Source organism: Promicromonospora sp. NPDC050249, from assembly GCF_040656015.1.
Taxonomy (GTDB): Bacteria; Actinomycetota; Actinomycetes; order Actinomycetales; family Cellulomonadaceae; genus Promicromonospora.
The window spans coordinates 84,580-97,061 of record NZ_JBFAKY010000006.1 but is presented as its reverse complement, the minus strand read 5'-3'; the positions used below and the strand labels follow the sequence as shown (position 1 = coordinate 97,061).

Below are 12,482 nucleotides of genomic sequence, written 5' to 3'. Positions count from 1 at the left end.
TGTGGAGGAGCTGTGGGCCCAACTGTGCATGAACTGGGGACACCTGTGGACGGCCAGTTTGTACACACAGGCTGTCCACCGATCCGGGTGTCCCCGCCCACAGAAAATGGCCCGTCGTCCACAGCCGTCCACAGGCTTGTCCCCAGGTGTGTATCGGCAGGTCAGCGTTGTAGGCCGGGTTCTGCACAGCTTGCGTGCACAGGGCTGGGGACGAGCCGAGGGAAACCGCAGCACCCCGCCGTTCTCCATGTGGATAGACCTGTGGAGGTGCGGATATGCAACACCCCCGTGCACCGGTTCGGCTGTGCACAGGGGTGGGGATAGGCGCGAAAAGTGGCGCGCCGTCCGTTTTCGGAACTCCGCGCGAGATTTCTTCGGATCAGCCGCGCTGCTGCTGCTTGATCCGGCTCGTGAGCTCGGTGACCTGGTTGTAGGTCGAGCGGCGCTCCGCCATCTGGCCCGCGATCTTCTTGTTCGCATGCATGACGGTGGTGTGGTCACGCCCGCCGAACTGCTGGCCGATCTTGGGCAGCGACAGGTCAGTGAGCTCTCGGCACAGGTACATGGCTATCTGCCGGGCGGTCACCAGCACACGGGACCGGGACGAGCCGCACAGGTCGTCGATGGTGAGACCGAAGTACGCGGCGGTCTGCGCGATGACGACGGCCGGCGTGATCTCCGTGGTGTCGTCATCGTCGGTGATCAGGTCCTTGAGGACTATCTCCGCGAGAGCCAGGTCGACCTGCTGCCGGTTGAGGTTCGCGAACGCGGTGACGCGGATCAGGGCGCCCTCGAGCTCACGGATGTTCGTCGAGATGCGCGATCCGATGTAGGAGAGGACGTCCGCCGGCACGTCCAGGTGCTCGCTCGCTGCCTTCTTCCGCATGATCGCGATGCGGGTCTCGAGGTCAGGGGGCTGGACATCGGTGATGAGGCCCCACTCGAAGCGGGAGCGCAGGCGGTCCTCGAAGCCGTTGAGCTGCTTCGGCGGGACGTCGGACGTGATCACTACCTGCTTGTTGGCGTTGTGCAGCGCGTTGAAGGTGTGGAAGAACTCCTCCATCGTCTGTTCCTTGCCCTGCAGGAACTGGATGTCGTCGATGAGGAGCACGTCGACGTCGCGGTACCGGCGCTGGAACGCGCCCGCCTTGCCCTCACCGATGCTGTTGATGAAGTCGTTGGTGAACTCCTCGGAGTTCACGTACCGCACCCGGATGTGCGGGTACAGGTTGTGGACGTAGTGCCCGATGGCGTGCATCAGGTGGGTCTTGCCCAGTCCCGAGTCGCCGTAGATGAAGAGCGGGTTGTACGCCTTGGCGGGTGCCTCGGCCACGGCGACGGCGGCCGCGTGGGCGAATCGGTTGGATGAACCGATGACGAACGTCTCGAAGATGTACTTCGGGTTCAGCCGGGTGGGCTCGGCCGAGGGCTTCGGCGCCGGCTGCGGAGCGATAGGCATCTGCGCCTGCTCGGGCTCCGGCGGCTCGTGCTCGAGCGAGAGGGCGGCCGGCCCTGAGATCTGCGAGGGTCCGGCGAGCGTACGGCTGCTCAGCTCGGGATCCACGGTGATGCCGAAGCGCACGTCCCTGCCGAGCACGGAAGACATCGCGGACACCAGGTCGTCGCGGACCGCGGTCTCCAGATAGGTACGCGTCTGCTCGTGGGGGACAGCGATGAACACCATGTCGTCCAGCACTGCCATCGGCTTGGCCAGGCGGATGAAGGCGAGCTGCCGGGGGCTCATATCGGGCCGGGCCTCGAGTGCCGTCAGGGTCTGTGCCCAGACGTCACCGATGTTCTCGTCCGGGTTGGCCACTGGCTTTCCTTCGTCTCGTGCGCGGGGTCCTGCGAGTGCTGGGGGTGTCTTGGAGTCTGCCATGATGGAGCACCGCCCACACAGTTGTCCACAGGTTGTGGATTGTCAGGATCGCCGCAGGACAGGTGGTACACGGGCAGGTCACAGAGCCACCCACGCGGCCCGCAGAGACGCCCGATGTGGCGCGTCCGACACGCATGATCTCGCCGTTCTGGTTTGACCCGGAGGGCATGGGCGGCGTAACGTCATATAGCCGTTCCTGGTACTTCTGCGCGCCCACATACGGATTCGGGTCACGTCCTTCGACGTCGACCACGACCAGTGGAGCAGGCCCCCGGGTCGGCGAGGCCGATCGCTGTATTGATCGGCCAACTTTCACTGCATCGTCGAGGACAGACGGTGTGCCTACCCCGACGTTCTTGGAGTACCTCGTGAGCAAGCGGACCTTCCAGCCGAACACCCGCCGGCGTGCAAAGACCCACGGTTTCCGGCTGCGCATGCGCACCCGCGCCGGCCGCGCCATCCTGGCGGACCGTCGCCGCAAGGGTCGCGCCGAGCTCTCAGCCTGAGCCGTGTTGCCCGCGGCGCACCGACTGCGCCGTTCCGTCGACTTTGAGCGGACGGTGCGCCGCGGCACGCGTGCAGGTCGATCGACCGTGGTGGTTCACCTCCTGGTACCGGACGAAAATGTCTCGGACCCAGGATCGGGAACTCCACAGGTCGGTTTTGTCGTTTCCAAGGCTGTGGGCAACTCTGTGCAGCGCAATCTGGTGAAGCGTCGGCTCCGCGCTGCCGCGGCCGAACAGCTCTCGGCCCTGCCGAGTACTGCCCGGGCCGTCGTGCGTGCTCTTCCGCCGTCGTCGGCCGCAACGTATGCGGATCTTGAACGGGACCTCGACTCCTGCTTGCGTCGTGCGGTTGCACGCGCCACGGGAGACGGGAAGAGATGACCACCGCCCCCGCACCCGAGGGTGAGGCACCGCTGCGCGAGCCCTCGTTGATCGGCAGGCTCCCGGTGACCCTCCTCGTGGGGATGGTGCGCTTCTACCAGGCGTTCATCAGCCCGATGAGCCCCCCGAGCTGTAAGTACTACCCGTCCTGCTCGCAGTACACCCTGATCGCCCTGCGGCGTCACGGTGTCGTGCGCGGGCTGGGTCTCGCGCTGTGGCGCCTGCTGCGGTGCAACCCGTGGAGTCTCGGTGGCGTCGACGACGTGCCGCCCGTGCGCGGCGCGCACACCCACGCCGAGGGCTGACTGCCCCGGCCTGTGTCGCCGGCACGACACCCGCAGCCACTGCAGACTTTGCGTCACCGACTCTGGAGCTTCTTGACCGATGGACTTCTTCGCTTTCCTCTACCCGATCGAATGGGTCGTGGCCTGGATCATCTACGGGTCGCACTGGCTCTTCACGACGCTCGGCATGTCGGCAGGTCCCGGTACGGCGTGGGTCCTGTCGATCGTCGCTCTGGTGATCGTCATCCGCATCGTGCTGATCCCGCTCTTCTTCAAGCAGATCAAGGCCTCGCGCGGGATGCAGATGATCCAGCCCGAGCTGCAGGCCGTGCAGAAGAAGTACAAGGGCAAGACCGACCCGGCGTCTCGCGAGAACATGACGCGAGAGACCATGGAGCTGTACCGGAAGCACGGGACCAACCCGTTCGCGTCCTGCATGCCGATCCTGCTGCAGTCGCCGATCTTCTTCGCGCTGTTCCGCGTGCTGAACGGTCTGAAGGCGATCTCAGAGGGCAACGCCGATCCCATCGGACCGATCACCCGGGACGTCGCTGGTGACATCGAGTCGTCGACGCTGTTCGGTGCACAGCTGAGCGACGTCTTCCTGCAGACCGACTCGATGGTCTCCCGCATCGTCGTCATCGCGCTGATCGTCGCGATGAGCGTCACGACCTTCACGACGCAGCGCCAGCTCACGATGAAGAACATGCCCCCGTCGGCCCTCGAGGGTCCGATGGCGCAGACGCAGAAGCTCATGCTCTACATGCTGCCGATCGTCTTCGCGATCTCGGGCGTGAACTTCCCGGTGGGTGTCCTCATCTACTGGACGGTGACGAACCTCTGGTCGATGGGGCAGCAGTACTACACGATCAAGCGCATGCCGACGCCCGGCTCCATCGCAGAGAAGCAGATGAAGGAGCGTCAGGCCGCGAAGGCCGCCAAGCGTGCCGCCAAGTCCGGCGCCGTCATCGAGGACGCCACCCCGGTGGTGGAGCAGCCCAAGAGCGGTCAGCGCGTGCAGCCCAAGCGCAAGGACCGGCAGAAGGGCGCGGTGCCCCCGCGTCCCGCCGTCGCGCAGTCGGCACCGCAGGACGCCACCCCCGAGACGGCGCCGGAGACGGCACCTGAGCCGGCCTCGGGGAAGCAGTCCAGCTCCAAGCCCAAGCCGACCGGCACGACGTCGGTGAAGCAGCCGGGCTCGAAGCCGAAGCCGTCCGGCACGGCGCCCGGGTCGACCCCGGCCGCGTCGAGCAAGCGCAAGCAGAAGAAGTAGGAGGAAGGCACGATGAACGCGAGCACAGGTACGGCTACACCCGATCCCGAGGCTCCGGTCGTGGATCCCGAGGACCGGACCAAGCGCCTCGAAGAAGAGGGCGAGATCGCAGCCGACTACCTCGAGGAGTTCCTCGACATCGCCGACCTCGACGGCGACATCGACCTCGACATCAAGCACGACCGTGCCGCGGTCGAGGTGGTGGCTGACGATCCCAAGTCGCTGGCGCACCTCATCGGTAGCGAGGGCGAGGTGCTCGACGCGATGCAGGAGCTCACGCGCCTGGCGGTGCAGACCCGCACGGGGGAGCGCAGCCGGCTGATGCTCGACATAGGTGGCTACCGGGCGGCTCGCCGCGTCGACCTCACGCGCATTGCGGAGGTTGCCGTGGAGCAGGTGCGGAGCTCTGGCGAGGAGGTCGAGCTCGAGCCGCTCAACGCGTTCGAGCGCAAGGTGGTGCACGATGCGGTAGCGGCGGCCGGGCTGGTCAGCGACTCGCGTGGAGTCGAGCCCGAGCGGTACGTGGTGGTCCAGCCGGCGGGGACGCCGGCAGCGGTCACCGACTGAGCTATCGGCCTCGACCGAGGGCCGGTGCGCGTCCCGAGGACGTGCACCGGCCCTCGGTGTGTTTGGCTACTTTCGACAGGGACTGGAGGACGAGACGTGGAGGGTTCGGACGTGGCGGCACAGGAGAGGCCTGGCGGGGACACCGCGGTGCCCGACGGCGACACGCTCGGCACGAGCGACAGCGTCAAGGCTTACCTGGGCGATGCGTACGACGGCGTCGCGCACTACGCCGAGATGCTGCGTGACCAGGGCGAGCTTCGTGGTCTGATCGGGCCGCGCGAGGTGCCGCGGATCTGGGAGCGGCACATCCTGAACTCCGCTGCGGTCGTTCCGTACCTTCCCGCGTCGGGATCGGTGGCCGACATCGGATCGGGTGCAGGCCTGCCCGGCGTGGTGCTGGCAGTGATGCGCCCGCAGCTCGAGGTGATCCTCGTCGAACCGATGGAGCGACGGACGACGTGGCTTTCCGAGGTGGTGGCCGAGCTCGAGTTGAAGAACGTCCAGGTGAAGCGCGGGCGGGCGGAGGAGTACCACGGCGCGTTCGAGGTCGACGCCGTGACGTCCCGGGCGGTGGCCGCCCTGTCCAAGCTGGTCCGGTTGAGCATGCCGCTCGTGCGGGTAGGCGGGGAGATGGTGATCCTCAAGGGCCGCAGCGTCGCGGAGGAGGTCGACCCGGCACGGAAGATCCTGCGGAAGTATGCGGCGGGCGACCCGGACATTATTGAGGGCTCTACCGTCGAGGGCGTTGAGTCCACGACGATCGTGCGGGTGCGTCGGGGGAAGTAGTCCTCGCGAGGAAGATGTTTCACGTGGAACGGGAGCGGCTGCCTCAGGGCGGACGCTCCCGTTCTGGTTAGGAGCGTGGGCGGATCCCTTCCATCCCGTTCGAGGACTGTCACGTGTGGGAGTCCATGCCCCCTCGGACAGTCGGTGGGACCACGCATGGAAAGCGCTGATCGAGGAAGGGCCGCGATGACGGTTCTGCCGAGTCGCGACCCCATCGAGCGGGCCTGCCCGTTTCACGTGAAACCGCCACGCAGCGGAGAGAGTGTGTTCCACGTGAAACGAGAGCCGCGCCGGATGTCGTATCGGCGGGGACTCTCGACAACTGGCTGATGCGGATCGTCAGGGCAGCTACAGGGAGAGACTCGAAGACCATTCTTCGGATGCAAGAAATCTGCGGCCGCGTGCCAGCGGCATCCACGACAGGGGAGACGGCGGCGCCTGGTCGGCGACGATGGCGGACCGTTCAGGGGACCGCCTCGGCGGGCTGTTTCACGTGAAACAAGACCGGGGGACTGTGTGCAGCGCTGGATCGGACTTGGGGCACCTTTCGGTCTTGAGGCGGCCGAAACGCATCGCCTAGCGCTGGGCGAGCCTGAACGTCGACAAAGAGTGGATCCGATCACCCTGAGGTCGGCGTTTCGACGGAGCTGAACAGGCTGCCGACCTTAGCGTTACTCGCGTGTGCTTCTTCAGACGAAAGTCCAAGCGAGTAGCGGCAGCCAAGTCCGTTGCGGCGTCGGCTGCCTTCACAACGGCGCCCGACTCGTCCGCTTCCGAACCGGCCTCCGTTCTGGAGGAGCCTGCGACAGAGGGCGCCCGGTCGGCAGCAAGGGCGTCATCGCCGGCGGTGAGCTCCACTGCGCTGACAGACCACCCGGAGTCGGATGACAGCGGCGGGCAGCACGAAGCCGTTCCAGTGAGCGACGGTTACCTGACCGATGTTCCGATGGAGGATGCGGCTCCCTCGAGATCTCCCGGATTCCCGGATGGCCTCCCGGCCCACGCCGACGGTGAATCAAAGATCGGCGCCGTAGACGTCGATGACGCCGTCGGCATTGCCGCTACCGAACCTGTCGCCACCGCTGAGCCCGTCGCCACCACCCGGCCTGAAGCCGGTACCGCAGACGTCAGCGCCGAGAGCCTCGGAGCGCCGGAGCCCGGTGCGGCCCGAACCGAACACGGCGAGCCGGAGGTGGACGAATCTCCGGTAGCGGCGACGGCGACCGCGGATGCCGAGATCCACGAGGTGAGGCCCATCTCGTCCGAGGACATGGCGCCACCTCAGCCCGAGATCGCAGTCGGCGTGCCGCGGGATCAGGTCTGGGGCCAGGACCGTCCTGGTGATGAGGGTAAGAGCGTCGCTGCGCTGAGCGAGCTGATCGAGTCCGTGACGATGCCCGCTTCCGGGACCGAAGATCAGGAACCAGACATGACCGCTGTGACGGAGTCCGCCGAACCGACCGAAGCGATGGAGCGTGCTGCGGACCCAGGTACGACCGAGTGGGGGCCTGAAGCGGCATCCAACGACGTCGATCCCGACCAGATGGAAGAGCTGCCGTCAGACCGGCCTGTCCCGGCAGACGCGATCCGCCGAGCGAGTGAAGCTCTCGACGCAGCGGTGAACGCCGCCCCTGCGGTCCTCGGACCGGTCACGCCGGTCGACGATGATGAGTCGGTGGTTCTCGTGGACGCGGAATTCACACATTTCGCCAGAGAAACAGAGCCGGAGTCCGAGCCAGAAGACGCAGCCAGCGATTACAGTGGCCGCGTGACGGATCCGATTCCTGTGCAGAGCCTCTCCGCTCCCGGTGTTTCACGTGAAACACCCGGGTCGGCGCAGACGCCCCATGGCACGCAGCAGCCCACGGGCGGCCCGCACGGTGGCGATGACGAGCGTCGGTCAGCCCTCATCGCAACCGTTCCGGCCGTTGACGATACGACGCCAGTCGCCGCCGAGCTCGCGATGGACGCTCGCCGACGTATTGAACTGCAAGGGCGCAAGTTCCCGCGCCCACCGAAGACGCGGATCATCACGGTGGCCAACCAGAAGGGCGGCGTCGGCAAGACGACGACCACGGTGAACGTCGCCGCAGGCCTGGCCCAGTCCGGTCTGAACGTGCTGGTCATCGACAACGACCCGCAGGGCAACGCCTCCACGGCGCTCGGCATCGAGCACCGCGCCGGGACGCCGTCGGTGTACGAGATCCTCGTGGAGGGAGAGTCGCTGGCCAGCACGATCCAGCAGTGCCCCGACGTCCCGAACCTCTGGGGCGTTCCGGCGACGATCGACCTCTCGGGTTCGGAGATCGAGCTCGTCTCGCTTGTTTCACGTGAAACGCGGCTCCGGAAGGCGATCGACAAGTACCTTGCCGATCGCATCGCTGCCGGCGAGGAGCGGATCGACTACGTCCTCATCGACTGCCCGCCGAGCCTGGGACTCCTCACGGTCAACGCGTTCGTGGCCGGCCGCGAGGTCTTCATCCCGATCCAGTGCGAGTACTACGCCCTGGAGGGCCTGAGCCAGTTGCTCAAGACCATCGACCTGATCCGCTCCCACCTCAACCCAGAGCTGCGCGTCTCGTCGATACTGCTGACCATGTACGACGGTCGCACCAACCTGGCGCAGCAGGTTGCGGGCGAGGTTCGTTCGCACTTCCCGGCGGAGACGTTCAAGACGACGATCCCGCGGTCGGTGCGTATCTCCGAGGCCCCGAGCTACGGCCAGACGGTGATGACCTACGACGCGACATCCACGGGTGCGCTGGCGTACCTTCAGGCATCCCGTGAACTGGCCGAGCGAGGTCAGGGCGGTTCGAGCCCGCGTCGTGCGATGCAGGCTGAGCCGGTCGGAGCGCAGGACTGATGGTGCGCAGTGAAGCACGGGACGCGACGCGGACCGTGGCGATGGAGAAGACGCCTGTCCGCGCTGGGCGCGAGACCGGAACCGACGAGGAGACACGATGAGTGCGAAGCGACGCGGGCTCGGGCGGGGCCTGGGCGCCCTGATCCCGACGGGTCCCGAGCCGGATGAGCTGGGTGCCGGAACTGGGCCGGGCGAGTCCGACGGCGCCGACTACGCACTGGGCGGTTCGGTCGCGACTGTCGTAGAAGAGCGCCCGTCACCGGCGCTGAGCGCGACGGACGAGGTGCCGGTGAGCACTATCTCCGTGGAGGCTTCCTCTGCGGACACCGTCTCAGCGGAGCCGTCGGCGGAGAAGAAGGCCGCCAAGAACAACGGCCCTCGTCCGAGCACCGTGAAGTGGGATTCCGCGATCGCCAGCGGCCGGCTCTCGGTCGCGAACGAAGCCGTGGAGGGCGGTAGTGCGTCCGCGCTCGACGACACGTTCTTCAGCCGCGAGGAGAGCGAGACGTCCTCTGTTTCACGTGAAACGGGGGACCTTCTCCCCGTGCCGGGCGCGCGTTTCGCCGAGCTGCCCGTCACGGCGATCCGACCGAACACCTGGCAGCCCCGCACTGTCTTCGACGAAGGCGACCTCGACGAGCTGGTCGAGTCGATCAGGGAGATCGGTGTCCTCCAGCCGATCGTTGTCCGTCCCGACAAGGAACACCCTGGTGAATACGAGCTCATCATGGGTGAGCGACGCTGGCGCGCGACGCAGGCGGCTCAGCTCGAGACGATCCCGGCGATCGTCCGGGAGACCGACGACGGCGACATGCTCCGCGACGCGCTCCTGGAGAACCTGCACCGCTCGGACCTGAACCCGCTCGAGGAGGCCGCGGCCTACCGGCAGCTGCTCGACGACTTCGGCTGCACGCACGAGGAGCTTGCGAACCGGATCGCGCGCAGCCGTCCCCAGATCTCGAACACGCTGCGTCTGCTCAGACTGCCTCCGCTGGTGCAGCGACGGGTCGCCGCAGGCGTGCTCTCGGCCGGACACGCTCGTGCACTGCTCGGCCTGAGCGACGGTGCGGAGATCGAACGACTCGCTCAGCGCATCGTGTCGGAAGGGCTCTCGGTACGTGCGACCGAGGAGATCGTCATGCTGACGGAGTCCGACGGCAGCGGCGGCAAGACCCGCAAGGCGCCGCGAGCCGGTACCCGCAGCGAAGCAGTGGACGAGCTGGCGACCCGACTGTCCGACCGGTTCGAGACCAGGGTCAAGGTGGCACTCGGCAAGACCAAGGGCCGTATGACCGTCGAGTTCGCCTCGGTCGAAGACCTCAACCGGATCCTCAATGTGATGGCTCCGGAGGAGCGCGGTCTTCTGAAGCCGCCCTCTGGCGCCTGACCCGCCGCAGCGGGACCCTGGAAGCGGTAGCAGCACACAAAGAAGCTGGGCCGGCATCTCCCTGTGGGAGATGCCGGCCCAGCGTCGTCTCAGCGGTCGGCGATGTTTGTCAGAGCGCCGGAGCCAGCGTCGTGTCGACGATCTTGCGGTACAGCGCCGCGACGTCACGACCGCTCGCTGCGATCGCCTGAGGCAGGACGGACATCTCTGTCATGCCCGGCGCGACGCTGACCTCGAGGATCTGGGCGGTGCCCGAGGCGTCGAGGATCAGGTCGGTGCGGGACAGGTGACGCAGGTGCAGGGCCTGGTGGGCACGCACCGCGACGTCGGACACCAGGGTGGTCTGGTCCGGCGTGAGGCGAGCGGGTGCGAAGAACTCGGCCTCGCCGGCGACGTAGCGAGCGGCGTAGTCGTAGCCGCCGTCGGCGACTATCTCCACGGCTGGCAGCGCCTCCGGCCCGCCGGGCCCGTCGATCACGGTGACGGCCAGCTCGATGCCGACGACGGCCTGCTCGATGAGCGCTGTCTCGCCGTAGGCGAAGCACTCCACCATCGCTCGCGGCAGGTCCTCCACCCGGGTCACGACGGTGACGCCGAGCGCGGAGCCGCCCTCTGTCGGCTTGACCACGAGGGGGAGCCCCAGGCGCTGCACCACCGTGTCGAGCACCGGCTGCGCCCCGAGGTCCCGGAAGAGACTCTGGGGGAGCGTCACGTAGTCGGGCGTCGAGAGGCCCGCGTCGAGCAGTGCTGCCTTCGAGATCGGCTTGTTCCAGGCCGCGCGGCTGGCGCGCGGGCCGGTGCCCACGTACGGCAGGCCGAGCATGTCGAGCACGTCGCGCACCGAGCCGTCCTCACCGGACGTGCCGTGCAGCAGCGGCCAGACGACGTCGGGTCGGGTGTCGCGGAGGAACGCCAGGAGGTCGGCGTCGACGTCGTGCAGCACGACCTCCAGGCCGGTGGAGCGCAGTGCCTCCGCGACCCGACGTCCTGACCGGAGCGAGACGTCCCGCTCGTGCGACAGTCCGCCGGCGAGGATGACCACCAGCGGAGCACTGTCCGTGGCATCGGGCACGCCACGGCGCTCGGGTAGGCCCACGGCGGCGCCGGCGGACGCCGGAGCGGACGGAGCAGGGGCGGAACTGGTCATCGAGAGACTCACTCGGTTGTGATCGACGGGTCAGCTGCCATCGTGCCAGACAGCCCGACCTTCGGGGCGGCCGGCACCTCCGACGTCGGGCGTGACGTCATGCCAGGTCCGGAGCGGGGGCTTCGACGTCGTCCGTGTCGGGGTCGGGACGCCCTGCGGTGCCGAAGATCTGCACCAGCTCGGCCTCACCGTTGACGACGCCCGCCAGCCGGCGCACACCCTCGCGGATACGCTCCGGCGTGGGGAAGCAGAACGACAGCCGCATGTGGTCGGAACCGCTCCCGTCGTAGTAGAACGCCGTGCCCGGGACGTACGCGACGCGCGCGGTGACGGCCCGAGGAAGCATGGCGCGGGAGTCGAGGCCCTCCGGCAGCCGCACCCACACGAAGAACCCGCCCTTCGGCACGTTCCACGACGCACTCGGGAGGTGTTCGCCGAGCGCGCCCACGAGAGCATCGCGCCGTTCGCGATACAGCTCGCGGTAGGCCTTGATCTGCGCCTTCCAGTCGCACGTCTCGAGGTAGGTCGCCACGGCGAGCTGCGAGGCATTGGAGGGAGACAGCACCGCCGACTCGCTCGCAAGGACCAGCTTGTCGCGCACGGCATGCGGTGCGATCACGAAACCGACCCGGTATCCCGGGGCGAACGTCTTGGAGAACGAACCGAGGTACAGCACGCCGTCGCTGTCGTAGGAGCGCAGCGCGGGCAGGGGCTCCTCGTCGAAGCCGAGCAGACCGTACGGGTTGTCCTCGACGACGAGGACGCCGTGCCGACGGCAGATCTCCAGCAGCTGCGGGCGACGCTCGGCGGAGAGTGAGACACCCGCAGGGTTCTGGAACGTCGGGACCGTGTAGAGGAACTTCACGCGGCGGCCCTCGGCCGCGAGGCGGGTCAGCGTCGCGTCCAGCTCCGCGGGGACGAGTCCGTCAGCATCGAGCGGCACTTGGACGACGTCCGCCTGGTAGGACCGGAACACGCCGAGCGCTCCGACGTAGGACGGCGCCTCGGCGATGACGACGTCACCCGGGTCGATGAAGATGCGGGTCACCAGGTCCAGCGCGGACTGCGAGCCAGTGGTGACGACCACGTCGTCAGGGTGGGCGGAGACGCCTTCGAGTGCGACGACCTGCGTGATGTGCTCACGCAGGCTCTCTTCGCCCTGACCGGAACCGTACTGCAGGGCAGTGGTTCCCTTCGTGGCTATGAGCCGCTGCATGGTGTCCGCGATGACGTCGAGGGGGAGACCCTCGAGGTAAGGCATGCCACCCGCGAGCGACACCACCTCGGGACGGTTCGCGACCGAGAAGAGTGCCCGGATCTCCGAGGCACGCATGCCGTGCGCCCGCGCCGCGTATGCGCCGAACCACGGGTCGAGGCGGTTACCGGCGGTCTCGGGAAGCTCGTTCACG

At 67.5% G+C, this 12,482-nt stretch carries 11 protein-coding genes; 8 read left to right on the top strand and 3 right to left on the bottom strand.

The window, feature by feature from the left end:
* Positions 1 to 379: 379 nt before the first annotated feature.
* Positions 380 to 1,816 (bottom strand): chromosomal replication initiator protein DnaA, encoded by a 1,437-nt coding sequence (dnaA, locus tag AB0I32_RS06510; RefSeq protein ID WP_116677405.1) that lies wholly within the window; start codon positions 1,814 to 1,816, stop codon positions 380 to 382.
* A 431-nt stretch (positions 1,817 to 2,247) separates the two neighbouring features.
* Between dnaA and rpmH the strand changes: the two genes are divergently transcribed.
* The 8 genes from rpmH to AB0I32_RS06470 all read left to right on the top strand — a co-directional run bounded on the left by rpmH (position 2,248) and on the right by AB0I32_RS06470 (position 9,926).
* Entirely contained in the window at positions 2,248 to 2,385 is a 138-nt protein-coding gene (gene rpmH / locus AB0I32_RS06505; protein WP_108493057.1) for a 50S ribosomal protein L34, read from the top strand.
* 3 nt (positions 2,386 to 2,388) lie between these two features.
* Positions 2,389 to 2,766, top strand: coding sequence for a ribonuclease P protein component (gene rnpA, locus AB0I32_RS06500; protein ID WP_357448150.1), 378 nt, complete (start codon positions 2,389 to 2,391; stop codon positions 2,764 to 2,766).
* Positions 2,763 to 3,071 carry a membrane protein insertion efficiency factor YidD gene (gene yidD, locus AB0I32_RS06495; protein ID WP_357504068.1) on the top strand — a complete coding sequence of 103 codons (309 nt, stop codon included), beginning with the start codon at positions 2,763 to 2,765 and terminating at the stop codon, positions 3,069 to 3,071. Before rnpA ends, yidD begins: the two co-directional genes overlap by 4 nt.
* Positions 3,072 to 3,150: 79 nt before the next feature.
* The gene (yidC, locus tag AB0I32_RS06490) at positions 3,151 to 4,323 is read left to right on the top strand and encodes a membrane protein insertase YidC (RefSeq protein WP_357504066.1); all 1,173 of its coding nucleotides are present in this window, start codon (positions 3,151 to 3,153) and stop codon (positions 4,321 to 4,323) included.
* Positions 4,324 to 4,335: 12 nt separating this feature from the next.
* The gene (locus AB0I32_RS06485) at positions 4,336 to 4,890 is read left to right on the top strand and encodes a R3H domain-containing nucleic acid-binding protein (RefSeq protein ID WP_357504064.1); all 555 of its coding nucleotides are present in this window, start codon (positions 4,336 to 4,338) and stop codon (positions 4,888 to 4,890) included.
* A gap of 111 nt (positions 4,891 to 5,001) precedes the next feature.
* The gene (gene rsmG / locus AB0I32_RS06480; RefSeq protein WP_357504062.1) at positions 5,002 to 5,676 is read left to right on the top strand and encodes a 16S rRNA (guanine(527)-N(7))-methyltransferase RsmG; all 675 of its coding nucleotides are present in this window, start codon (positions 5,002 to 5,004) and stop codon (positions 5,674 to 5,676) included.
* A gap of 847 nt (positions 5,677 to 6,523) precedes the next feature.
* Positions 6,524 to 8,539, top strand: coding sequence for an AAA family ATPase (locus AB0I32_RS06475; protein ID WP_357504060.1), 2,016 nt, complete (start codon positions 6,524 to 6,526; stop codon positions 8,537 to 8,539).
* Between the two features lie 97 nt (positions 8,540 to 8,636).
* Positions 8,637 to 9,926: a ParB/RepB/Spo0J family partition protein gene (locus tag AB0I32_RS06470; RefSeq protein ID WP_357504058.1), complete on the top strand. Its 1,290-nt coding sequence runs from the start codon at positions 8,637 to 8,639 to the stop codon at positions 9,924 to 9,926.
* A 109-nt stretch (positions 9,927 to 10,035) separates the two neighbouring features.
* Here the strand turns inward: AB0I32_RS06470 and AB0I32_RS06465 are convergent, their stop codons facing one another.
* Positions 10,036 to 11,073 (bottom strand): D-alanine--D-alanine ligase, encoded by a 1,038-nt coding sequence (locus tag AB0I32_RS06465; RefSeq protein WP_357504056.1) that lies wholly within the window; start codon positions 11,071 to 11,073, stop codon positions 10,036 to 10,038.
* Positions 11,074 to 11,170: 97 nt separating this feature from the next.
* Complete coding sequence (locus tag AB0I32_RS06460) at positions 11,171 to 12,406, bottom strand: PLP-dependent aminotransferase family protein (RefSeq protein WP_357504285.1); 1,236 nt, start codon at positions 12,404 to 12,406, stop codon at positions 11,171 to 11,173.
* Positions 12,407 to 12,482 lie beyond the last annotated feature (76 nt).

What these genes read in the sequence shown, in the direction of transcription:
- yidC (WP_357504066.1), top strand. Translation starts at nt 3,151, where the DNA reads ATGGACTTCTTCGCTTTCCTCTACCCGATCGAATGGGTCGTGGCCTGG.
- AB0I32_RS06470 (WP_357504058.1), top strand. Translation starts at nt 8,637, where the DNA reads ATGAGTGCGAAGCGACGCGGGCTCGGGCGGGGCCTGGGCGCCCTGATC.
- AB0I32_RS06485 (WP_357504064.1), top strand. Translation starts at nt 4,336, where the DNA reads ATGAACGCGAGCACAGGTACGGCTACACCCGATCCCGAGGCTCCGGTC.
- AB0I32_RS06465 (WP_357504056.1), bottom strand. Translation starts at nt 11,073, where the DNA reads ATGACCAGTTCCGCCCCTGCTCCGTCCGCTCCGGCGTCCGCCGGCGCC.
- AB0I32_RS06460 (WP_357504285.1), bottom strand. Translation starts at nt 12,406, where the DNA reads ATGCGTGCCTCGGAGATCCGGGCACTCTTCTCGGTCGCGAACCGTCCC.
- yidD (WP_357504068.1), top strand. Translation starts at nt 2,763, where the DNA reads ATGACCACCGCCCCCGCACCCGAGGGTGAGGCACCGCTGCGCGAGCCC.